This window comes from Aquimarina megaterium XH134 (genome assembly GCF_000520975.1).
GTDB classification, from domain to species: Bacteria; Bacteroidota; Bacteroidia; order Flavobacteriales; family Flavobacteriaceae; genus Aquimarina; species Aquimarina megaterium.
This window is the reverse complement of the sequence record NZ_JACB01000003.1, coordinates 408,645-432,870: the sequence shown is the minus strand read 5'-3', so window position 1 is coordinate 432,870 and position 24,226 is coordinate 408,645. Positions and strand designations below refer to the sequence as shown.

Here is a 24,226-nt window from a genome sequence, read left to right as displayed (position 1 = left end):
ATTTAATTGTTTTTATAATCAAACGATCTTGTTATTTTACTTCGCCTTTGTAAGCATTTGTAGATTGTTTTCAATTTTTCTGTCGATTAGTTTACTCAACGGGTCAATACCTGCTTTGACAGGTTTTTTATTTACAAGAATCTCTAATTGTGTTATCTGGTCTGTAATTTTGTGTTTCTCTAAATAGATCAACTCTTCTTTTCCATCAGATCCTTCTCCATAGATACCAATATCAATCCAATCTTGTGTCGATATAGATTTTTCTATTCCCTTATTATCAATACGGTATTTTGTAACATCTACTGTTAAGTTTACTTCATATTCATTTTTTGAAAGCTCTTCATATACTCCCATGGTTGTTTTATTTTCATATAGTGTCACTGTTTCGAATAAATCAACAATAATATATTGTAGATTATCTGGTGTGACTTCTCTAAAATAACGAAGTAAATCTCTTGTAGTTGGATATCTTTCTGTCTTTGTTTTTAATAGGCCATCGTAGCTGTTCCAATCTCTAATAAAATTTCTTAAGGCGAGATTTACTCTATCTTCTCCGATATAATCCTGCAATGCATATAGATTAACCAATCCTTTACCATAATGAATATATTCTTGCCCAGATTCTACTAACGACAAAGGCGTTTCACTTATTTGCTCTCCTGCCCTTCCGATTAGATAGCGGTTCATTTGTGTTCGAATAAATCGCCTTACTTTCTCTTCGGGATAAGCCTCTTTTAGTACCATAATGGCAGAATATTGTGCCAAAGCTTCAGATATCATTGATTTTCCTTGCACAGATGCAGGATTTACCTGGTGGCCCCACCATTGGTGTGCCAGTTCGTGTGCAGTTACATAAAAAGCCATATCTACATCATCTTTATCGTCAATCTTCAACAAGAATCCGATCCCTTCAGAAAAAGGTACTGTGTTTGGAAAAGATTGGGCAAAGGTCTGATAACGAGGAAACTCTAATATTCGCATTTGCTTATATTGATATGGTCCGAAATGCTCACTAAAATAATCAAAAGACATTTTCATTCCTTTCATCATTCTTTTCAAATTATACTCATGTCCTTTGTGATAATAAATTTCAAGATCAACGGCATTACCCAAACTATCATGAGTAGGCATCCACTTATCTTTTAATACTTCGTACCTGGCAGAAACAATAGAATAAAAATTAGACATGGGTTTATCCATTTTATAATGAAAATAACTACGATTATTTTCTTTCCATTTTTTCTGTAAATACCCGGGAGCAATAGCGATTTGATCATTATCAGTACCTATAACTATTTCAAAATTAATTTCTTCTCCATCACCTTTAGACAACCCTTCTTTAATTGCATATGGATCATCTATTTTGGCTCTTCTATCTCTGGGTTTCAAGCCATGTTTCTTACGCTCATCATCATCACGTAATTCATGGCTTCTATTGTATCCCAATGTTGGAAAATGAAAATTGTCGAAAAATGTTCCGTTATAAATGATTCTTGTGCCTGATTTCTCAACAAAACCATTTGTGGTAAATGTTTGTTTAAACTCCATTTTAAGAGAATCTCCAGGTTTCAGAGGTTCATTTAATGTATAGATATAATAACTATACTCTTCATTATCATTATTTATGGTAGCTCCTTTTTCAAATTTGATATATTCGATTGCTACCTGATAATTTGGTAGTTTTTGAATATGAACCTCATTAATAGCTGTATCATGAGTATTAGTCAATACATAATACCCTTCTGCCGTATAATCTCTATCAGATGGAAAAAGATCTACTTTTAGGTTTACATCTACAATTTTTGGTTGTGGCAAATACTCAAAATGCTTAAGTTTTTTCTCATAATTTACTCTATACATGTTCTCTTCCTTCGGAAATGAATATTCATTAAGAATATTAGTATTATAAAAAATGTAACTTCCTAATAAGATAAAGATTAAAATAGTAACGGTTCCTAGCTTTATCAAAGGTTTTGTCAATCGTTGTTTACTTAGTTTCCAACGTTTTTTCATTTGTGTTTCTGTTCCCCGCACCGAAAAGATGACAGCAACAATAAACAGAATAATAGAAAATAATATCCAATATATTTTGAAACTTATATAGGGCCATAGATAATGTCCGTAACCATTCATATCTGAATATGTTCCTAAATCACCCGCACCAAAAGTGTATAATCCATGATCTAATTCTAATACTTCTAATAAAATAAAAGCAACAAAGAAGAAGATAACAACCATAATATGTCCTAGGAATTTATGGTTTGTTAGCACCTGGAAGAAAAAGGAAACAAATGTTAAAAGAATAAGAAAAGGGAAAATTTCAATAAAAAATCCTATAAAATATACATCCAATTCATAGTTGTAATACCCACTAAGAGTTTGAAAAACAATACCTGAAAGTATTAGAGTTACCATTAACACTACATATATGAGCATAAGTCCAATAAATTTACCAGCCAAATTGATAAAATCAGACATTGGGATAGCATCATAAATACCACTTAATTTCGTGTCCCTCTCTTTCCAGACAAGTTCTCCAGAATAAAATAAAAGAATCATTAAGAAGAAATATATCGATAGTTCCTGAAGTTCTTCTACTATGATATATGTGGCAGGATAACTATTAACACCATAAGAGGTTCCTAAATTAATAGAATTGATAAATATTATACTCACCCCACATAAAACAATGGCCCAGAAAGAAGTTTCTTTGAGAATTGATTTAAAATTAAATAAAACGTGCTTCCAAAATTGAAATATACTGGCTTTGGTACCAAAGTATAGGTCAGCCTTTGGAACCAGACTATTCGTATTGCTTACAATAGTTTTATTTTCTTCCTCAGAAATAGCAATTAATTTCTTTTTTGAAGCTTTACCTCTAATCAAATTGAAATTAAACTTATAATATCCTATTGCCAAAGTAATTATCCCTATTGCTATCCATAACAACCTGTTATATAACAGTACTCCTTCTACAGGAAGCATTAATGTACTTTTTTCTGCTTTGGTCCAGAATTGAGTTACTATACTAATAGTTTGAAAAGAAAATGGGTCGAGAAGAGCTGCAAAAAAACGATGATCTGGGTTTTGTAATAATGTAAGCGTTACGATATACGCCATTAACAAAAATACCCCCTGAATATACACAACCATTAATTTTCGACTTAAAGCGCCTCCAACATAGAAAACTGCCCCGCAAAAGAATATATTAGGTATAACCAGATATAAGAAGGGTTGTAAGTAATGCCAGAAATTAAAAGGTAACATAATATCTGCGTCTCGCCATGGCATAAATTGACCTAGCATAAGTCCAAAAAGCAAGCCACTGAAAATACATAATAATATAATAAATGACCCAATAAAACGCCCGATTAGATAATCTCGTTTTTTGATTGGATTTATAAACATCAGAGACTCCATATTATGATCAAAATCTCTTAAAGCAGCTACTCCCATAATCATAGAAGTGATCATTGTAAAAAAAGCTGAGACAATTGCCATTATTCTTGCTATATCCAGAGGAGAGTTTGTACCTAAGGAGCTAGAATTCTTATCCATAAGAACATCCGCCGCTACAATTGAAAATAAAAACACAATCGCAAAGTATATATAGGTATCAGGGCGTTTGGCTCTGTACTTTATTTCGAATTTTAGTATTTCGTACCACATAATGTTATTGAAATTAGATTGAAATGAAAAATATTAGATCTGTTTTTATAATAATGGTAATGCATTTTGATGTTGATCTCCACCAAAAATCTGTGAGAAATACACATCTTCTAAATCTGCTTGAATAGGTATAAATCCATCTCTCGGATCGTTATCACTAAGGACATGAATGATGGGTTTACCTAACAAGAATTTTTCTGCAATTACCACATGATGCTGTTTGTAACTCTCTAATTCATTTTTCTCAATTATCTTTTTATATACCCTGCCTTTTAATTGCTCGATAGCATGTACAGGATTTCCTTTCAGAAGCACCTCTCCCCGATTAACAATAGCCATATCTGTACACAATTCTTTAACATCATCAACGATATGAGTAGAAAGGATGACAACCGTATTTTCGCCTAACTCACTTAGTAAATTATAGAATCGGTTTCTTTCTGCAGGGTCAAGACCAGCAGTAGGTTCATCTACGATGATAAGTTTTGGATTAGAAAGTAATGCTTGCGCAATACCAAAACGTTGTTTCATTCCTCCAGAGAAACCACCCATATTCTTCTTTCTATGTTCGTACAAATTCGTTTTATATAAAAGTGCCTTAACCACTTCTCTTCTTTCCTTAGTATTTATCAATCCTTTAAGTACCGCCAAATGATTCAGTAATACTTCTGCAGATACCTTAGGATATACTCCAAACTCTTGTGGTAAATACCCTAATACTTTTCTCAATTCATTTTTTTGAGTTAATACGTCCAAATCCCCAAAAGTGATTGTACCTTCATCTGCTTCCTGAAGTGTGGCAATAGTTCGCATTAGTGTAGATTTCCCTGCACCATTAGGTCCTAATAATCCAAACATTCCCGTACCTATTTCGAGGCTTAGGTTGTTAATGGCTTTTACTCCGTTTTTATATGTCTTTGTTAAGTTTTTTATGACTAATTCCATAATTGTTCGTTTTTTGATTGAAGTTGTTAAATGAGATATACAGTGCTATGTTATTTTTAGCTATTAATTTTCTTCAGATATCATAGGGAGTTTTTCACCAGAAAGGGTTCCACGAGTAAATTCACCAGATTGCCACAATAGAATTTCACCCATTTTTCCACTTTTCATATTTGCATCAATCACAATTACTTTTCCCTGGTAACGTGTTTCAATCTGTCTATGTGTAGTATGGCCAACAATGATATGTGTTACCGCAAAATGTTGTAGTAATTGATCAATTTGTTTTGTAGTAGCCAGTTCTCCCTGAAAATACCCTCTATAATAGATAGGACCATTATTTCTATGTAGAAAAGTGCCGAGATCATTACGTGCTTCGGGCAATTCACTAACTACCAACTGTTGTTTAAATTCTTTATTGATTTGATCGATTGAAACCCCTTTTGATACGAGATCCGGATGAAATCCGCCATGGGTAAATAGAAGATTATTTATTTTAACCAAAACAGGTCGTGTTCTTAACCAATCTCCCAGAACACTGCCTTTAGCAAAAAGAGATGCTAAAGGTTTACCTAGTATGTTTGCAATGTCCTTGTATTTAGGATGCACAGAGCGTAAATTTCCATTAAGAACCATTACATCATGATTTCCTAATAATACATGTAGTTTTCCTCCTCTTTTTTCTGCTTGTTTTTCTAAGTCATACAAAAACCATAGTACTTCGGTCACATGAGATCCTCGATCAAAAATATCCCCAGTAACGACAACATGACCATTACCAAAGTTCCATTTTTGATTCTTATCGATAATACCATTACGTTGTAATAATTGTATAAATACATCGTATTGCCCATGAATATCACTAATAGCAGCAATTTTAAATTTACCATTGTACTCTAGTTTTTCTACTTCGGCAGGATTACTATCCCATAAAGTTGCTTTCATCCCATTGTATTCAATAACATGAGGAGTTTTATTGCTGATTTTTTTGGTGTGTTTTTTTCCTTCACTTATCCAAACAGCAATACGTTCTGTTTCAGATTCGGTTACGTAAGGGCCATCAGAAGGCTCTTTATAAGGTACTTTCAATACTTCTAAAATGTCTCTGATATTATCTTCTTTTGCTAAATCGATAGCTGTGTATTCATTATTGATTTTAATACTGGGATCTGCTCCATGATTTAGTAGCACTTTAACCGCTTCTTTATCTCTGCTTTTAATGGCAATTGCCAGTGCAGTTTGTTTTTTACTGCTCACATAATTGATTTCTGCTTTATGATCGATGAGTTCATTAATAATTGTATAGTTTCTATATGCTACCGCATACATTAATGGTGTAATACCATCAGAAACTAAATTTGGGTTCGCACCACGATTCAATAAATACTTGGCGATCTTATGAGTTCTATCGTTTTTTATAGCATACAAAAGCAACGTATATCCTTTATCATACCTCTCATTAATGTCATTACCTTTATCTAAAAAAATGTTAACAGCTTCTACATTACCGAGTTTAATATTTTGATGGATATCATTTGAGTTTTTAACCGTTTTGGTTGTATTGAATCGTTTCCTAATCTGTTCCTCGGTCAATTCCCGAGTCATATTTAAAGTAAGTTGTTTTCCACTTTTAGAACTCCAGATACCTGTAATTCCTTTTTCTGAAATTTGACCAGAATAGCTTCCTTCAGAATGTATTTCAAAACCGAGTGTTGTATCGGTAATAACAATATGCTGCATTGGTAATGTTGCAACTCCTTTAGAAGCTGGTCCCATAAAACCAATTAGTTTACCTTGATCTGATTTTTCGAAACGCCAGATAATACCAATTGATTTATTTTCATTAATAACGATATTACCATCCCAGTTTCCTAGGATACTGTCACTGGGAATTTGCTCTTGAGCTGTGGTGACCGTACTAAATATTAGTAGTAGTATGAAAGAATAAACAAAGTTAAATACGTGTGTTCTCATAATGTATGAATGAAATTTATAATGGTTAGTATTTGTAAGACTGTTCATTTTGATTGAATTATTTGATCAAACATAATAGTCAAACCAAGTAGTATTATGATAAATGTGATAAGCTTGGTTTGATTAGGGACACAAAGGCTTTTGACAGGTATTAAGTGACTTCATCACACTTTTCTCGAAGTTGAAACCTGTATAAGGTATGTTTATCAACTTCTTTGGTTGTACCATTTTATTACCCTAGTTTTGGGTATATGATGTTATTATTTAGAAAATATAGACGAACGATATTCTCCCTTGGGATATCCATTTTTTTATGGTTTATAGGAATAATCTGTATGGCTTCGGGTATCGAGCTTACAGGTACCTTATTCGTTTTTTTGGCAGTTAGTAGTATTGGATATTTACTGCTCTCCTGGTTATTCAATAGAAAAAAACAAAGAAATTCCTCTCGACTATGGTCAAAAAATGAAATTAGAATCACCACATTCCTAACGGGATTAACATGCTTTATCGGAATATTTGAATCTCACCCAAATCAACCCGTATTTACTACTGTTTTTACTTTACTATTTATTTATATTTTAATTTTTGGAATAATACTTATCAGGAATTACTACCTCCAGAAAAAAGGAGCTCCCACTATTTCTAAATCGGTTATAAAAAAAATAGTCTTTTGGTCTTTTGTAATTGGTGGAGGAAGGATTTTGATATTACTCGAAGAATATGAGAACAATGATGTATTGGTTATTATAGTCTTCATCTATTTTCCACTAATCATTTTTTTAACAATTCGATGGGTTTTCAAACAAATAAAATCGATTTTAACTTTAAAAAATGAAAAAGCAAAAACCGAACTATTGCATTTAAAAAGCCAGGTCAACCCACATTTCTTTTTTAATATGCTTAATAACTTATACGGTTGGGTAGATAAAGATTCAAAAAAAGCAAAAGAATTGATTCTTAAGCTGTCTGATATGATGCGATATAGTATTTATGATGGCCAAAAAGATGTGGTTACCCTGGAAGAAGAAGTATCATATCTAAAAAATTATATAGAATTGCATAAGATGCGTTATCATAAAGCAATAAAAGTTAATTTTAATCTCCAGATTGAAAATGAAGGATATAAAGTGATGCCTTTACTATTTATTATACTTTTAGAAAATGCTTTCAAGCATGGTGTAGAAAATTTAAGAGAGAATGCTTATGTAGATGTTAATATGATTGCCAAAGAAAATGAAATACATTTTGAAGTTGAGAATAATTTTGATCCATCAGAAAATACTGAACAACCAGGAATTGGTTTAAATAATTTGGAACGAAGACTTGAACTTGTGTATCCTAAGAAACATTCTATATCGTATACCGTAACTGAAGATGTTTATAAAGCGCAACTAATACTAAATCAATTATGATCAAATACTTAATTGTTGATGATGAACATATAGCTCATGATATTATTAAAGGGTATTGTGATTTATTACCCAATATGAAATTGATGAAGAATTGCTATGATGCATTAGAAGCATTCGAATACTTAAACAAAAATCAGGTAGATTTAATTTTTCTGGATCTCAACATGCCAAAATTAAAAGGTTTCGAGTTCTTAAAAACATTACCTTCCCCTCCCAAAGTTATTGTAACTACAGCATATAAGGAATATGCTTTAGAAGGTTATGAGCTCAACATCTCTGATTATCTGCTAAAACCTTTTGGTTTCGAGCGATTTCTAAAAGCAGTAAACAAGGCGGTAAGCACCACTACTAGAGTGCAACCTCTAACCGAAGTAGCTGGAAATAGTACTACAGCAGAAACAATTTTTCTTCATAGTAACAAAAAGTATATACAAGTAGTTATTGATACTATTCAATATATGGAAGCTGCAGGAAATTATACCAAAGTAATCACCACAACCCAAACTATAACCGTTAGAGAGAAAATTTCTGATCTGCTAGAATCATTGCCCAAAGATTATTTTTTACAGGTCCATAAATCATTTGCTGTAGCTGTAAAGCACATTAAAAGTATTGAAGGAAATAGGATATCTATTGGTAATGATGTTATTCCTATTGGGAAAATCTATAAAACAAATATTATTCAGTTATTGAAGTAATAATCGCTACAGGTTAAACAAAATTATGTGTTTCATAAGAGCAATTAGGATGTTGATAGATTAGAATTACTCATTCCATGCAAAATTCTACAAACCATATATAGACAAATCCCTAACACAGGAGTAATTAATGTATTAGATATCCCTTGAAAGATTAATCCTGGTGCAATTCCTCCCGTTTTTCCAATAAAATAGAAACTGTGCATCAGCCCCAATAATAAAGACAAAACACTTAGGATAAGTACCCAAAAAGCAACAGCCCCAATTTTTAGATTGTGATGCTTTATCAATTCCTGGTTTTTCTCATCCTTTTTAGTTTTTAGTTTTTTGAAAAAATGATACCCAGCTATAGCAGTACATATGCAAAAAGCAACAACGAACTTTAAATCTCCACTAGTAATAAATTCTGAAAAAGGCATTCTCATGATTGTAAAATTTGTATTTATATCTCTTCAAATTTAATAACAGAAGCGGTTGCTCTCGATGCTTTGTGATAAACGACAAGATTGAATCGAGTTTTAACAAGTTTGTGCTGTTTTTTTGATTATATTAAAATATCTATGAAACCATTTTGTAATTAGAATGTTATTTTTTTTCTCCCCATTCCTTAATAGCCTTATTAAGTTTCCAATGCCATTCTGGGTTATTTTCTTTAGACGGACCAAGCCCTTTTTTTGCTGCTTCAACGGCTTCTTTATATTTACCCATCGCTGCCAGAATTTCTCCTTCAAGAAAATATGAATAAAACCATTTAATATCTCCTTCAATTGCTTTTCGAATATATTCCAATGCTTTAGGATAATCTTTCTTTTCCAAGAAGTAATATTCTGAAGCAAGGTAGTACTTATAAGCTACATTAACTGTATCCAAACCTAGGGCAATATTGATATCTCGTTCTATCATTTCTTTATGTTTTATACTTACTTTTATAGGTAATATTGTCCTGATATTTTCCCATTGAAAATAAATTTCACCATGATTTAAAGATGTATTCATGAAACCAATTGTGAGTGTTTCTGTAAACTCGGGAGCTTTTTCTAAAGGAGCTCTAAATTCATACGCATTAAGTGTATTATCATAGGTATATTGCCCCCATCCTTCGGTATCTTTATTAAGAATAATCTGCCAATGATCTTTATGAGGTATTGCATACAATGCATATTTACCTTTAGAAACCGTATCGTTTGCAATAATATATTCATTTTGTAAATCTAATATGGTAGCATAATCTGCACCCAAACGCCATATTTTTCCGTATTGTAACAGACCATCAAATATCTTACGCCCTTTTACATTTGGACGGCCATAATTAACCCTAATATAATTCAATCCAATTTTTTGTGATACTTCTGCACGCAGGCTTGTTGTGGGTCTGTTAAACCGGTAGTAATCATTTTGAACAGGATCTACTTGCCCATGGGTATTTAAAAAATAGAACATAACTACTAGGGAAAAAACATACTTGATCATAATTATTTATTTATAGTAATTGATAAATTATGAGTCAAATAAAGTAAAACGAGAAGTGAAAAAAGTTGCAATTAATCAATTGCAATACGATTATGCTATATATTTAAAATAAAGATTCTCTATAATTACTTGGAGACATTTTTTTTAATTCTTTGAAAGCTCTATAAAAAGTGGATACATCTGCAAATCCTGATTCATAGGCGATCGTAGCTATTTTTTTTTCATTTTGAGCATCTAACTCTAAAAGTTTACACGCTTCTTCTACTCTATAATCTTTAATAATTTTGGAAAAGGTAGATTCAAACTCTTGATTGATTACTTGGGATAAATGATGTTTAGGTATATTAAGAAGTTTTGTGGCAGATTCTAAGCTAAATGAGTCATCTAAATATGGTTTTTCATTTACCAAAAAATCATTAAATCTATTTTTGATTCCTATAATCTGTACTTCAGTTAATGGTGAGGTTTTATATTTAATATTGTCTTTTGGATCTTTATGATCAAATACATTAGAATAAATGATTGCCCCATATGCAATTATATGAATAGAAATTGCTAAAAATAAAGTAAAAACAGTTGAATATCCATAGTCAAAAATTATAAAAATAAGATTTGTGCATACTATTATTATAAAGGCAAGCAAAGATAATTTGAACCACTTATACTTTTTCTGCATAGTAGCAGAGTTACCTATATCTGATAAAGTACTATTATAAGCATCATAGTATGTTTTGACAGTATAAACAATTGTAAATCCAAGAAAGAATTTCCAGTCTAAAAATATTTTTAAATAACTTGCAAGCCACTTGTATTCTTCACTACCTCCAAAAGGACTCCAAGTTGTTTTGATAGTACTATCTAACAGATAGTAAGGGATAAAAAGAAGGTATATTAGTATGGGAATTCCTAAAATAAACCATTTTCTAAACAATGAATATTTATGACCAAATATTGCTCTTTGATATAAGTGAATGAATGGTCCAATGAAAAATAGAGTTGGATATGTAACGAGCATCAATTGTGGAAACTGTTGTATAAATCCTGTATATAGAGAAAAAACTTCAAGTAAGTATAGAGAAAATAATACTACAAGGGTTCCAAATATTACGTTAGCCTTACTTCTATTTTTCTTAAAAACAACATCAAAGCCAACACAAAACCATGTAAAGCACTAAATAATAGGAAATAAATATAGAACTCCATTTTTATAGTAGATAAAAAACAAACTTACTAATAAAATGATTTTAAAATATAGTAATTAAAAATATATCATATTATTCTACCTAAAAAATATAGAACATGAACACCATTTTTATTTTATTTGCATTACTCATTCTTTATACTTATCAAATTCATAATGCTTTTTTACTGCTTCTACTTCTTACACATAGTTACCAAAAATGCATGTACAATTATTAGAGTATCCAAAGTATATGTACTAAATTCATGATTATTTCTTAAAATCAACTGGTCGTACTTTATCAATAACCTCTGTACTTACCCAATAAAAGTTTGATAATCCTCCTTCTTCGTTATATCTGCCAAAAAATAAAAATTTACCATCTGGAGTAATACTAGGGCATGTTTCAGCAAAATTAGAATTTACTTCATTTCCAAGGTTAATTGGTTTTGTCCATGTTCCGTCTTTCTTCTTAAAATAGACATATATATCGCTTTTTCTTTGATCATCTTCTTTGTTTCTAGCATTTACCACTAAAAAATCTTGAGACGGGGAAATAAAACCATGAAAACCAGATTCAATTCCAACTTCGTGTACTTGAGGAAATTTGCCATTTTTATTAGGCGCATAATACATTTTTCGTTTTGATACATTGGTATAAAAAAGATCTCCATTTTTCGCTTCATTCGAATAAAAAACAAAATCTTCATTTATAGGCGAATCAAGCTGTATAGCATCACTCCAGGAATTCTCAAAACGGTTTACATACCAAGTTTTAACTGATTCTTTATGGTGAGGCGATGTAAAAGAGTCATGAGCTGCAAAATGAATCTTTTTACCATTGGGACTAACAAATGGATGCATTTCGCCAACTTTTTTACCTTTTGTAAAGTTTGCTTTTTTAGGACTTGTCCATTTTTTGTCTTCGAATTTTGAAAAATATATACTTGGATCTTCGTCTTTTTTATTAGCTGAAAAATATACTTCATCCAAATCAGGAGAAAACGAAATACCATGTTCATATCTTCCATTTATTGAAATAATTCCAGGAGCAAAAATTTCAGGAATTAAGCCTGGAGGTTTTTGACCAAAATAAGATACTTCTGTAGTTAGTAAATCATCACCTTTTGGTTTATGATTTTTAGTATTACAAGCATTTAAAAATAGTGCAAATACAAGTGTTAAAAATATAAAGTTGTAATTTCTCATTATTATAATGTTTTGTACTACATAAACAATAATATAGTTATGTATCCGATTAATTTCTATTACTTCGCTGTACTCGTCTGGTTTTGTGTCCGGATTTACCATTAAACTTATATACAAAACTCAATGACCATCTCGCACCATTACGACTTCTCATCTGGTTTACAAAAAAATCTGTTCCAGTTATCTCCTCTCGGGTTTTACGACTATCAAAAACATTACTAACATTAAAAATTAAGTTTCCACGATTTTTAAATAGTTTTTTACTTGCCCCAAGATTTAAATAAGAAATTGATTTTCTTTTGGATTGAGCATTACCTCTTTCTCCCTGGTGATTAAATCTACTTTGAATTGAAATCCCATGTTTAAGTTTTATTCTAGTACTTAAAGAAGTCTGCCATGTTTCGTCAGAAAAGTCAAGTTTTTGTGTGCCAGCTATACCTTCCTGGTCAAAGCGATAGGCATTAAAATCTCCATTAAAACTGAGCCATTTTAAAGGATTGTACGACGCCGAAAGTTCAAAACCATATCGTTTTTCTAAATCTAAATTGATAATAGTACTTACAAAAACACCATCATCATTCTGAGTAGTATACCATTGTGTGTCATCTGTGGTATAGGAATAGTAAATACTTGGGTTTATGGTGAACTTGGTTCCTTTTTGCAAAAGCGATAGCTCTACAGCATCTGTAAATGCAGATTTTAATGTTGGATTACCAAAAAATCGAGCGTTAAAATCTTCAAGCTCAGAAAATGGATTTAACTGCCATAGTGATGGTCTGTTTATTCTTTTACTATAGCTTAACTGAAAATTTGTGTTTTCACCAATAGCATATCCTAAGTTTAATGTAGGAAACAAATTAGTAAACGTATTAGTATTATTAAAACTACCCTCCTCATCTTTGATCTTAATATTAGTATCTTCGATTCGTAGCCCCAGTAAATAGCTGAACTTACCAATCTTACTTCCGTATTGAACGTACCCTCCAATAATTCGTTCATCATATGCTATCTCATTATCCAGATTATCTAATAATTGATAATTATCATTTACAAGTTCTTCGGCAATAAATCCATCGGTTACATGCCTGTTTTCAAATTTGGCTCCGATTTCCAATTTTGTTTTTTCTCCAAAAGGAGTTACGAAGTCAGATTGTAAAACAATATCATTATTTTTGTTTGTAGATTTTGTTCTCAAATTTGATATTGGGGTCATTATAGGAGTCTCTTTTTGAGTACGAACATTCCATTTTTTTGTACTATCCCAAAAATCATACTGTAGGTCAAAAGTTAATTTCCTTCCTTCTTTTGCAAAGGTTTTGGTATAATTCATTTCAAGTTGGTTATAGGATCTTTTTTCTTTAGAGTTTCCTAGCGTAGTTAATATACTATCGATTGCTGTCGTAGCTGAAGTATACCCATAAGTAAGTTTCGTTTCATCTGTATCTTCTGTTTGATTTCTAAAAAAAGCAGCTGTGATCGAATTATTTTTATTTAGATAGTAATCTGCTCCAACATAAATTAGTTTTCCATCATCATGTCTGTCCTGATCCTCGCGTTGGTCTAAATATACAGTGGTGTTATTTCTAATCGATCTTTGTTGTTTGGTATACTCTCCTTCATAATCTGTATATCGAATTCCGGCATTAGCAAAAAAATTAAACTTTTCTGCTTTATAGCTAAAACTACCATATAATCTATAATCATCTGGGGTTCCCACAACACCTCTTAATTGCCCTGTTAGCCCTCCTTTAGTATTCTTCTTAAGAATAATATTGATGATCCCTGCCGATCCAGACGCATCGTACCTTGCAGAAGGAGTAGTGATGACCTCTACCCGATCTACATTATCAGAAGGGATTTGTTCTAATGCCTGTGCAGATGTTAAACCAGAACGTCTGCCATTAATCAAAATAGTAACATTAGCATTACCTCTTAATTGTACCGTTCCTGATGGATCTACTGCAACCGATGGTACATTACCTAATACATCTGTAACCGAACCACTTTGTGATAATATATCTTTACCCACTTTAAATACCTTTTTGTCTAAACGTAAAGAAACTTGTGATACCTCGGTAGTAATTTTTACTTCATCAAGCGAAACTGTTTCTTCTAATAACAGGATTGGTTTTAGATTTATTTTCTGACGATTTTCTTTGATTTCTAATGGTTGTGAATGTCCTTTAAACCCGGTATATGTTACCTCTAAATTGTAATTTCCGACAGGAATATCCAAAATGGTATATACTCCTTCTTCGTTGGTGATTACACCTTCAACTAATTGTTGTGTTGCATCTTTTAAAACTACTGATGCAAATGGTAACGATTCATTTGTCACGTTCTCAATTACTTTTCCGGTAACTTCTGCTTTTCCTGTTTTTGATTGTTGTGCCATAGTACAGGTTATTGAAAACCAAACTAGTATTAAGGCTTTTAAATTTTGTCTCATCTGTTTTACGTACTTGTTTTTTTAGTTATCAGATGGAATTACCAATATTCATTTAGATTTTCATTTTAATCTAATAGGTCATGGTATATCACATACTGTCGATTTTTAATTGATAGAGTAAAACTCGGTTTTAGTCTGTATCTTTTCAAGGTATTTTTCATCAACTGCTCTATATATGATTGAACAACTCTAAGAAGTCCTGTTTTTAAGTTAATTTTACTTGATACTATTTTACAATACATGAATTTTAAATTATTACACTATTTCCTTTTAGTATTCACTGTTCTGCTAGTAAGTTCTTGTTCTAGAGATCGTGTTTCTAAAACCAACGATTCTCGATATAAAATAGGAGATCGCCCAGAATGGGCTACCAAAAACTGGAATGACCAGCAATGGAAAAATAAAGCAGATGTAACGGAAGGAGAAGTTTTTTGGTCCAGAACCGAGGTTGAAATTACAAAGTCCCCCGAATCATTTCAGCATTATGGAGTATTTATAAATACTTTTGGAGAATACGATGTCTTTTGGGACGGGGTACTCATTGGTGAAAATGGAAACCCGGGACAAGAAACTACTCATGATCCGTCTGGTCAGCTATGGGCGACTTTTGGCATCCCTGACACTTTAGCAACAAAAGGATCTCACGTACTGGCATTACGAACTAGTCTATATTATTATCCTGATCATTCGAGAAAACTTTATGTATATGTAGATGATTATGATCACTTGGTAAGATCCGAGCTTATCAATACAGCTTTTATGCATATTTTTGCGGGTGCATTCTTATTAGCTTCGCTATATTTCTTTTTCCTTTTTTTAAGCGAAAACAAAGGATATCCAATCCTAATCTTTAGCATTAACTGTTTTCTCTTTTTTGCTTTAATTATGATGGAATATGTTAAATTCTATATTCCTATTCATTATAGTCAACATCATATTCGATTGGAAATTATAGGAGTTCTAACTTTTATTATTGCAATTTTGACACCACTATATTTTTCTTTGCAATTTCCATTCCCTAGACAAAAGATGATTTTATACATATATATTGGTGTTCTGATATTTGTATTTTCCATACAACATGAAAATCATGATTATACTGCTTATAACATGGCTATGACCATGTGGTTTTTTTCTTTTGGAATAGTGGTTTTTGGGATCTACAAAAGAATGAAAGGAGCTGTCATAGTACTATTGGCATTGCTCATATGTGCCCTCATAAATGCTATTACTTATTATGATATCAGTCTTTTTGCAGGTTTTGGTATTATCCTTCTAGGAATGTTTTATATCCTCTCTGTGAGAACAAAAGAGCAACGACTCGCTTATGAAGAATCTTTGGTACAATCTACTCGCCTTCGGCTAGAATTACTAAAAAAGAATATTCAACCACATTTTTTAATGAATACACTAACTTCATTGATAGATTGGGTTGAAGAATCACCACAAAAAGGAGTTGCTTTTATAGAAGCACTGGCTCAGGAATTTAAACTTTTTAATCAAATAGAAAATCAAACCTTAATTCCTATTGGTCAGGAAATAGAACTATGCCGTACACATCTTAATATTATGGAGTATCGAAAAGAAATAAAATATCATTGGGAAGAAGAAAATATAGATGCTGATCAAAAAATACCTCCGGCAATACTACATACCTTATTAGAAAATGGAATAACTCATAGCCTTCCTAATGATAATAATAGTATAACATTCAAATTAATTTTTGAAACCGGTGATACTTATAAAACCTATACATTTTTAACGATTGCCAAAGTGAGAGATGCAGAAAAAAAGGTAATAGAAGGTACCGGAATTAAATATATAAAAGCAAGACTAACAGAAAGCTATGCTTCGAAATGGAGTTTTTCTTCTGAAGCTATACCAAATGGTTGGAAAAACAGTATAAAAATAGACCACTAGCCCTATGAATATCTTAATAGTTGAAGATGAAGCCAGAATAGCCAAGAGAATCGAAAGAATGACCAGAGAATTCTTTACAAACACACTAGGCTCGTTGCACCGTGTAGAAGCACTACCTGAAGCACTGGAGTTTATTAAAAGTAATTCGCTCGATCTAGTACTTTTGGATTTAAACCTTAATGGAGAAAATGGTTTTGACATCCTTGGCACAGCAGTTTCAGAATCATTTCATACTGTTATCATTTCTGCAAATAGTGAACGAGCAATATCAGCTTTTGAGTATGGAGTATTAGACTTTGTACCTAAGCCATTTAGCAAAGGTAGATTAGAGCAAGCCTTTAACAGAGTTTTATCAAAAGAAAAAACAGAAACCCATAAGGTCAAACTATTGGCTGTTAAGAAAAAAGGGAGAATACAATTGATCCCTATCGAAGATATATTGTTTATAAAAGGTGCAGGTGCATATACAGAACTATTCCTTACTAACGGAAAAAAAGAATTGCATGATAAATCTCTTGAAAAACTTCAACAATTATTACCAGATACTTTTGAACGTATTCATAAATCATATTTGATAAAAATATCAGAGATAAAAGAAATTATTGTAAAATCGGGTAGTAAGTATATTGCAGAATTAAAAAATGGAGAGCTTATTCCTATCGGAAGAACAAAATATAAGGATATAAAAGCAAAATGGCTTTAATATTTTTATGACTTCTCTTTAAGTTTATATATCATATAAATAAATGCTATAAAAACCATAAATGCGCACGCATACATAATGAGTGGAATTTTAGAAATTACATCTTGATAATACCATCCAGAAAAGAAAGCTCCCAAACCAATACCGGCTTCTAGCGCAATGTACATTGTAGCCATTGCTTTCCCTCTATGATTAGGGTCGCTCATATCTACGGTCCAGGCGTTTAATGTCGGAGACAGTACTCCCATTGCTAATCCGTAGAAAACTGCTGCAATAAGTAATCCATTAGTCGTATCTAGAAGTCCTATGAGAATTAATGCCAAAAACAAAACGATAAGACTTATAATAATGATAATTTTTCTTCCATAATTGTCTGATATTTTTCTTGTAACGAATCGAATACACAAAGAAGAAATAGTAAAAACAATAAAGAATGTTCCTTTATTCATGATTCCTAAATGATCACTCCAATCAGGAATTAAGGTCAAAATAACTCCAAAAGCGATATAACATAAAAACGTTACAATCGCCGACGGCAGAACTTCTATAGCAATGATGTCATTTTTCGAAATCCTGAGAATAGATTTATTAAAGTGCTGTTTGTTTTTTAGCGTTTCTTTTGCATTAACTATTAACGCGAAGGCTATGAAAGCAACTAGCGAAGAGCTATAGAATAGTACGTCAAAAGAATAGTGCATTTTAATAAAGCTCCCCAGAGCTGGCCCCAAAGCCAAGCCTGTTCCAAAACATAAACCTTGTATTCCGAAAGCTTCTCCCCAACGTTCTTTGGGAACAATATCTGCTATGTACGCAGAAATTGCTGTCGGACTGAAACCCGTAGAGAAACCATGTAATAGTCTTAAAAAAAGAAAACCAGAAATAGTAGTCAATACAGGGTATAAAAAACCACATATTAAGCATACAATTATACCAATAGTCATTACTGGTTTGCGCCCGATTGTATCTGTAATTTTACCACTAAAAGGCCTTGATAACCCTGCTGTAAGTGTAAATAAAGAAATGATTAACCCTTTATACTCTGCCCCACCAAGATTACTTAAATATGCAGGTAATTCTGGGATTAACATATTATAGCTCGCTGAAAAGAATAAGGAACTTAAGCAAATCAATGCAAAATTAATCGTATAAATAGAATGTTTCTGATTAATCATCCAATACGACTTTATAATATTTATTAACTAATAATTCAGAATATTCCCACAAGCTATTAGAACCTTTATTTATGGTCTTTGTCTTTTCATATACTTTCTCGTATTCAACATCAAAATCACGCCATGTACCACCATTATTAGAGTCATTTTGAAGAGTAGGCTCGAATCTATCTAATGTTTTAGCAAATTTTGCCTCATTAGTTTTTCCTTCTTCAAACTCTAACCAAATTTCAATAAGTTCCTTTGATTGTTCCTCTGGAAGTATTCCGAATATTCGTTTGGCAGATTTTAGTTCTTCTTCGGTATTCGTATGATTTTTTACCGTATCATAGATAAAAATATCCCCTGTATCAATTTCAACAATATCATGAATCAATACCATTTTTAAAACTTTGAGAATATCGATAGGTGCGTTAGAATGCTCTCCTAAAATAAGTGCCATCATTGCCAAATGCCAGCTGTGTTCTGCATCATTTTCGCGTCTATCACTGTTAAATAATTTGGTTTGGCGTTGTATATATTTTATTTTATCGATTTCTTTAATAAATTCTATTTGTTTTAATAATCTTTCCATTTGCATTATTTTATCCCTTTTTTATTGTATAATTTTACTGGGTTCAAAGAAATAATTTGTAATGTTAAATAAAAAGGACAAATGTCCTAGAACAAAAAATGATAAGAACAGACCAGGAATTATTGGATTATATAGATATTCTTTGTCGTTTGGATATTAATTATTTTTTTGAAGAAAGGTTTCTGCCTAAACAAAAAATAATAGAGCAAGAAAAAAGATACGCTTCGGTTTTTATTATTAAGGAAGGTATTGCAAAATGTTATTTATCTGATGAGAATGGAAAAGATTTTATTCAGGAATTCCTTGGTAAAGGAATGAAGTTTGGAGAATTAGAAGTTTTTAGTGGTAAACTAAGTTTTTGTAGTATTGAAGCCATCACGAGGTTGGAAGTTTATAAAATCTCTTATACTCATTTTAATTACTTATTAGAGCATGATAAAAGATTTAACCGGTTAGTTATGAAAGCAATGGCGATTAAAATTGGGTATAAAGCTCCAAGACACTCTTACCAGCAATCCTATACCATAGAAAATAATATTTTAAAGCTTAAAGAAGCTTTTCCAGAGCTTACCGAAGTGATTTCTAAAAAAGATATCGCTAATTATATGGGGATTACTTTAAGAAGTTTAAACAGGGTATTGATGAAATTAAACGAGAAAAAACAATAAATTAAGTAAGCGTGCATCCTAATAATATTCATAACAAACCATATGATTTTGAGACACTCACTACCACACACAATGCATTAGAAAATTTTGTATTTATCAATACATTTGGAAACAGCACCATAGATTTCTCTAACCAAAAAGCAGTTTTAGAACTAAATAAAGCTCTTTTAAAACATCATTACGGATTAAAGGATTGGAGTATACCAGAAGGTTATCTCTGCCCTCCTATTCCGGGGAGAGTGGATTACATACATCATTTAGCTGATATGCTGGCAAAAGAAGGAGGTACTACCCAAATAAAGGGTTTAGATATTGGCATGGGTGCTAATTGCATTTACCCTATTTTGGGCGCACAAGTATATAATTGGCATATGGTAGGAGCAGATATTGATGAAAACGCGGTGATATCTGCAAAAAATAATATTAAAATAAATCAACAGCTGACTGATACTATTGAAATAAGGCACCAGACTAACAATGCGAATATATTTGAAGGAATTATAAAAAACGAGGAATTCTTTGATTTTACGATGTGCAATCCTCCATTTCATGCTTCGCAAAAAGAAGCTTCTAGGGGAACACTTAGAAAGTTAAAGAATTTAGGTATTACAGAACATAATGAGCTTAATTTTGGAGGGCAGGCCAATGAACTCTGGTGTAATGGTGGTGAAGCCTTATTTTTAAAACGAATGATCAAACAAAGCGTTGCTTTTGCCAGACAAGTAGGTTTTTTTACAAGTCTCGTTTCTAAAAAAGAACACTTACCGAAATTAGAGAAACAATTAGATAAACTGAAAGCAACACATACTACCATTGCAATGGAGCAGGGTAATAAAAAAAGCCGTTTTATTATTTGGAAATTTTAGATACTAATCTTCTGGCGGTCTACCATGAATTTCTTCAAATAAAGTATCAAAATTATCGCGTAAATATGTATTCAGTTTCTTTCGGTAATCATCTTTTAACCAGGTTAAAAAATTATGAGTACTCTTACTAATACATTTGGCATAGGCTTGAATTCTATAATTAATATCTTCCCCCAGCATTTTAGCTAATCCTAATGCATCATAAATATCTTCACTATTTTCGATACATATCTTGGCATGTTGAGCTATCGATTGCTCTAATACAACCTTAGATGATTGGCCATTTTTTACAGATTGTATATATGTATCTTTGATATCAAAATATACTTCTTCAGAATTAGCAAACTCTGCTCTTAACTCCTCTGGCATCTCATGTTTAAATTTACTTTCAATCTCCTCATCATTAAGGAGTTTGTCCATATAGTAATTTGGAGAATTAAATATTTTTTGCCAATCCAAATCTGCACCCCAAGGTCCAAAACGATATAGGTTATTCCCCAGATCAATTACAGAAAATTTAGATTTATTTTTTAGGATACGAGAACCACGACCAATCATTTGATAATACAAAGTCAAAGATTTAGTAGCTCTATTCAAGATAATAGTATCTACCGTAGGTTCGTCAAATCCGGTAGTTAAGATACTTACCGATGTTAAAATCGCATTAGGTGTTTCTTTAAACCATTTTAGGATTTGATTTCTTTGCTTTTTTGTAGCAGTATTATCTAAGTGTGCAATAGGAAACCCTGCTGCTCTAAATGTATCAAAAACATGTAATGAAGTATTGATTCCATTATTAAAAATTAGCGTTTTCTTACCTAGAGAATGTTTTTTATATGCATCTAGTAATTTACCCAGCATATCCTGATTTGTGTACAGGTCTTCTGATGATTTTACAGTATAATCCCCATTAGATCCAACTTCTAAAGAGGTTAACCCCATATTATAAGCGAAGACTTCTGCTCGGGCAAGAAATTCATTTTCAATTAAAGATTCTATTGTTTCGCCAACAATCAGTTCGTTATAGTTATCCTTCATCGGCAATTTCATATTCGAACTTAACGGTGTAGCTGTAACTCCTAAAATAAAAGATTTTTCGAAAAACTTAAATAATTTGGTAAAAGAGTTATAATGTGCTTCATCAATAATAACTAAACCTATGTCTGAGATATCAAGTTTATCTTCATTTAGTCTATTATTTAAAGTTTCGACCATAGCTACAAAACAGCTATACTCCTCTTGATCATCCAGGTTTGCCTTACTATCAACTACTTTATTTATTACCCCAAATCCAGTAAGCATTTTAGATGTTTGTTTACACAACTCTATACGATGTGTCATCACCAATACTTTTTTGTTATGATGTTTAAGGTATTGTCTTACTATTTCAGAAAAAATCACTGTCTTACCACCACCGGTTGGTAGTTGATATAACAAGTGATAGTCTTCGGGTGCATCTTCAAAGCTTTTAAAAATCTTATTGATTGCTCCTTTTTGGTAACTGTATAATTCTTTTCCGGTTTTTCTTTCTTCTGACTCTGTAGTCATCTCAGACATAACTTTCTGTTTTTTTAGGGCTGTAAAATTAATGTCTTTCGGGAGTTTTGAAAGGATTTTATCTTAAAAAATAATAAACTTTATAAGAAATGTTCTTTCAGCGTGTTATAAAGAAAGAGACCTATCAATAATGATAGGCCTCTTTATTACAAAATTTAAGCGTATATGTTTAGATAACTTTTACGTTTACTGCATTCAATCCTTTTTTACCTTCTTTAAGGTCATATTCAACTTCATCACCCTCACGAATTTCATCTACTAATCCTGAAATGTGAACAAAATGCTCTTTGTTTGAACCTTCTTCTTTAATAAAACCGAAACCTTTGGCATCGTTGAAGAATTTTACTGTTCCTTTACTCATTGTAATATAATTTAATTTTAATAATTATAGTATGCATTTCAAATATGATGCCATGAATTTATAAGCAATGAAACTGTGTTTCTTTCTAGATACTGGTTACTCTTATTTTTTTCTTCTTTAATCTACTATTATTCAATGTTGCAACTAATTCATCGGCTATAGAAACAGGAACAGCAACAAACGTACAATCTTGTTTTAACTCTATAACTCCTAATTGATCTTTATTAATTTTACCTTGTTTAAAGAATAACCCAGCGATATCTCCTTTAGAGATTTTATCCTTTCTACCTCCAGAAATAAATAAAGTTTGCCAATATTGCGGTTTTCGTATAGATTCTTTGGTAATTGTTTCTATTTCTGCGTTCTCAATAAAATCTGGTAAACTTTCCTTTTCCCATTTCAAAACATAAGCAGTTCCTTTAGCATTTACTCTGGCTGTTCTACCGTTTCGATGTGTAAATTCTTCGACTTTTAGAGGAAGCTGATAATGAACAATATATTTTATCTCTGGGATATCTATTCCTCTTGCAGCCAAATCGGTGGCAATAATGATCTGGTGGGTTCCGTTTCTAAATTTGATTAAAGAACGTTCTCTATCTTTTTGTTCCATTCCTCCATAAAAACAACCGTGACTGATATTATTCTTATTCAAGAAGTTACTCACTTCACTTATAGTGTCTTTTAGATTACAAAATATAATTCCGGGTTGATTACCTAACTGATTTAATAACGCAACAAGAGTATTTAATTTGTTTTTTGAAGGGGATACTACTGTTTTTATTGTTAAATTAGAAACACCATCTCCTAAGTAATCAATAATAGTCGGGTTTTCTAATCTCACAAAATCTGGAATATCTATTTCTTGTGTAGCAGAGGTTAATATTCGTTTATTTATTCCTTGCAGCTCATTTATAATACCTCTCATTTCATATTCAAAACCTACTTCTAATGACTTGTCAAATTCATCTAGAACTAATGTTTTTATACTTTCTTTAGAAAAACGTTCTCTACTAAAATGATCTGCAATTCTACCTGGGGTGCCAATAAGAATTGCCGGAGTATGTTTTAGTTCTATTTTATCTTTGGAGATAGAGCGACCACCATATACTGCATTTACTTTATATCCTGATCCCATTTCTCTAACTACTTGTTCTATTTGAATAGCTAATTCTCTTGAAGGTACCAAAACTAAAGCTTGTATCTCTTTACATTCTGGATCCAAATTAGCAATAATCGGCAATAAAAATGCCAGAGTTTTACCTGTTCCAGTAGGAGAAAGTATAATTGTATTTTCGGTTTCTTCAATGGCAACAAGAGCATCTTCCTGCATTGAGTTCAAACACTTAATATTTAATTTATCAAGAATATGCTGTTGCTTTTTAATGATATTTGCCATACG

Annotated in this window: 19 protein-coding genes; 6 read left to right on the top strand and 13 right to left on the bottom strand. The window is 31.7% G+C overall.

Annotated features, from left to right (window positions below):
- Nucleotides 1-36: 36 nt before the first annotated feature.
- The 3 genes from Z053_RS0104705 to Z053_RS29825 form a co-directional block, all read right to left on the bottom strand.
- Nucleotides 37-3,669, bottom strand: a complete 3,633-nt coding sequence (locus Z053_RS0104705) for an ABC transporter permease/M1 family aminopeptidase (RefSeq protein WP_025663886.1) — start codon at nucleotides 3,667-3,669, stop codon at nucleotides 37-39.
- Between the two features lie 45 nt (nucleotides 3,670-3,714).
- On the bottom strand, nucleotides 3,715-4,614 hold the full coding sequence (locus tag Z053_RS0104700) for an ABC transporter ATP-binding protein (RefSeq protein ID WP_025663885.1): 900 nt from the start codon (nucleotides 4,612-4,614) through the stop codon (nucleotides 3,715-3,717).
- Between the two features lie 63 nt (nucleotides 4,615-4,677).
- The gene (locus tag Z053_RS29825) at nucleotides 4,678-6,585 is read right to left on the bottom strand and encodes an ankyrin repeat domain-containing protein (protein WP_025663884.1); all 1,908 of its coding nucleotides are present in this window, start codon (nucleotides 6,583-6,585) and stop codon (nucleotides 4,678-4,680) included.
- A 335-nt stretch (nucleotides 6,586-6,920) separates the two neighbouring features.
- On the opposite strand from Z053_RS29825, the gene Z053_RS27905 reads away from it, so the two are divergent.
- Both Z053_RS27905 and Z053_RS0104685 read left to right on the top strand, forming a co-directional pair.
- Nucleotides 6,921-8,000, top strand: a complete 1,080-nt coding sequence (locus tag Z053_RS27905; RefSeq protein WP_025663883.1) for a sensor histidine kinase — start codon at nucleotides 6,921-6,923, stop codon at nucleotides 7,998-8,000.
- Complete coding sequence (locus tag Z053_RS0104685; RefSeq protein WP_025663882.1) at nucleotides 7,997-8,698, top strand: LytR/AlgR family response regulator transcription factor; 702 nt, start codon at nucleotides 7,997-7,999, stop codon at nucleotides 8,696-8,698. The genes Z053_RS27905 and Z053_RS0104685 overlap by 4 nt, the downstream gene beginning before the upstream one ends.
- Nucleotides 8,699-8,742: 44 nt before the next feature.
- On the opposite strand, the gene Z053_RS0104680 is transcribed toward Z053_RS0104685, so the two are convergent.
- The 5 genes from Z053_RS0104680 to Z053_RS0104660 form a co-directional block, all read right to left on the bottom strand.
- Nucleotides 8,743-9,123 carry a hypothetical protein gene (locus Z053_RS0104680; protein ID WP_152538255.1) on the bottom strand — a complete coding sequence of 127 codons (381 nt, stop codon included), beginning with the start codon at nucleotides 9,121-9,123 and terminating at the stop codon, nucleotides 8,743-8,745.
- 160 nt (nucleotides 9,124-9,283) lie between these two features.
- On the bottom strand, nucleotides 9,284-10,138 hold the full coding sequence (locus tag Z053_RS0104675) for a DUF2911 domain-containing protein (protein ID WP_025663880.1): 855 nt from the start codon (nucleotides 10,136-10,138) through the stop codon (nucleotides 9,284-9,286).
- A gap of 133 nt (nucleotides 10,139-10,271) precedes the next feature.
- Nucleotides 10,272-11,183 (bottom strand): helix-turn-helix domain-containing protein, encoded by a 912-nt coding sequence (locus tag Z053_RS0104670; RefSeq protein ID WP_025663879.1) that lies wholly within the window; start codon nucleotides 11,181-11,183, stop codon nucleotides 10,272-10,274.
- 435 nt (nucleotides 11,184-11,618) lie between these two features.
- Complete coding sequence (locus Z053_RS0104665) at nucleotides 11,619-12,557, bottom strand: PD40 domain-containing protein (RefSeq protein ID WP_035094998.1); 939 nt, start codon at nucleotides 12,555-12,557, stop codon at nucleotides 11,619-11,621.
- A 49-nt stretch (nucleotides 12,558-12,606) separates the two neighbouring features.
- Nucleotides 12,607-15,006, bottom strand: a complete 2,400-nt coding sequence (locus Z053_RS0104660) for a TonB-dependent receptor domain-containing protein (protein ID WP_035094995.1) — start codon at nucleotides 15,004-15,006, stop codon at nucleotides 12,607-12,609.
- Nucleotides 15,007-15,246: 240 nt separating this feature from the next.
- On the opposite strand from Z053_RS0104660, the gene Z053_RS0104655 reads away from it, so the two are divergent.
- On the top strand, nucleotides 15,247-16,926 hold the full coding sequence (locus Z053_RS0104655) for a histidine kinase (RefSeq protein WP_025663876.1): 1,680 nt from the start codon (nucleotides 15,247-15,249) through the stop codon (nucleotides 16,924-16,926).
- Between the two features lie 4 nt (nucleotides 16,927-16,930).
- Nucleotides 16,931-17,629 carry a LytR/AlgR family response regulator transcription factor gene (locus Z053_RS0104650; RefSeq protein ID WP_025663875.1) on the top strand — a complete coding sequence of 233 codons (699 nt, stop codon included), beginning with the start codon at nucleotides 16,931-16,933 and terminating at the stop codon, nucleotides 17,627-17,629.
- A gap of 5 nt (nucleotides 17,630-17,634) precedes the next feature.
- Here Z053_RS0104650 and Z053_RS0104645 read toward each other — a convergent pair whose 3' ends face one another.
- Both Z053_RS0104645 and Z053_RS0104640 read right to left on the bottom strand, forming a co-directional pair.
- Entirely contained in the window at nucleotides 17,635-18,801 is a 1,167-nt protein-coding gene (locus tag Z053_RS0104645; protein ID WP_025663874.1) for an MFS transporter, read from the bottom strand.
- Nucleotides 18,794-19,381, bottom strand: a complete 588-nt coding sequence (locus Z053_RS0104640) for an HD domain-containing protein (protein ID WP_025663873.1) — start codon at nucleotides 19,379-19,381, stop codon at nucleotides 18,794-18,796. Before Z053_RS0104640 ends, Z053_RS0104645 begins: the two co-directional genes overlap by 8 nt.
- Before the next feature lie 92 nt (nucleotides 19,382-19,473).
- Here Z053_RS0104640 and Z053_RS0104635 point away from each other — a divergent pair, with 92 nt between their 5' ends.
- On the top strand, nucleotides 19,474-20,043 hold the full coding sequence (locus Z053_RS0104635; RefSeq protein WP_025663872.1) for a Crp/Fnr family transcriptional regulator: 570 nt from the start codon (nucleotides 19,474-19,476) through the stop codon (nucleotides 20,041-20,043).
- Between the two features lie 11 nt (nucleotides 20,044-20,054).
- On the top strand, nucleotides 20,055-20,909 hold the full coding sequence (rlmF, locus tag Z053_RS0104630) for a 23S rRNA (adenine(1618)-N(6))-methyltransferase RlmF (RefSeq protein ID WP_025663871.1): 855 nt from the start codon (nucleotides 20,055-20,057) through the stop codon (nucleotides 20,907-20,909).
- Nucleotides 20,910-20,912: 3 nt separating this feature from the next.
- Here the strand turns inward: rlmF and Z053_RS0104625 are convergent, their stop codons facing one another.
- The 3 genes from Z053_RS0104625 to Z053_RS0104615 form a co-directional block, all read right to left on the bottom strand.
- Nucleotides 20,913-22,466: a DEAD/DEAH box helicase gene (locus Z053_RS0104625; protein WP_025663870.1), complete on the bottom strand. Its 1,554-nt coding sequence runs from the start codon at nucleotides 22,464-22,466 to the stop codon at nucleotides 20,913-20,915.
- Nucleotides 22,467-22,635: 169 nt separating this feature from the next.
- Nucleotides 22,636-22,827: a cold-shock protein gene (locus Z053_RS0104620; protein WP_025663869.1), complete on the bottom strand. Its 192-nt coding sequence runs from the start codon at nucleotides 22,825-22,827 to the stop codon at nucleotides 22,636-22,638.
- Nucleotides 22,828-22,912: 85 nt separating this feature from the next.
- Nucleotides 22,913-24,223, bottom strand: coding sequence for a DEAD/DEAH box helicase (locus Z053_RS0104615; RefSeq protein WP_025663868.1), 1,311 nt, complete (start codon nucleotides 24,221-24,223; stop codon nucleotides 22,913-22,915).
- Nucleotides 24,224-24,226: the final 3 nt, after the last annotated feature.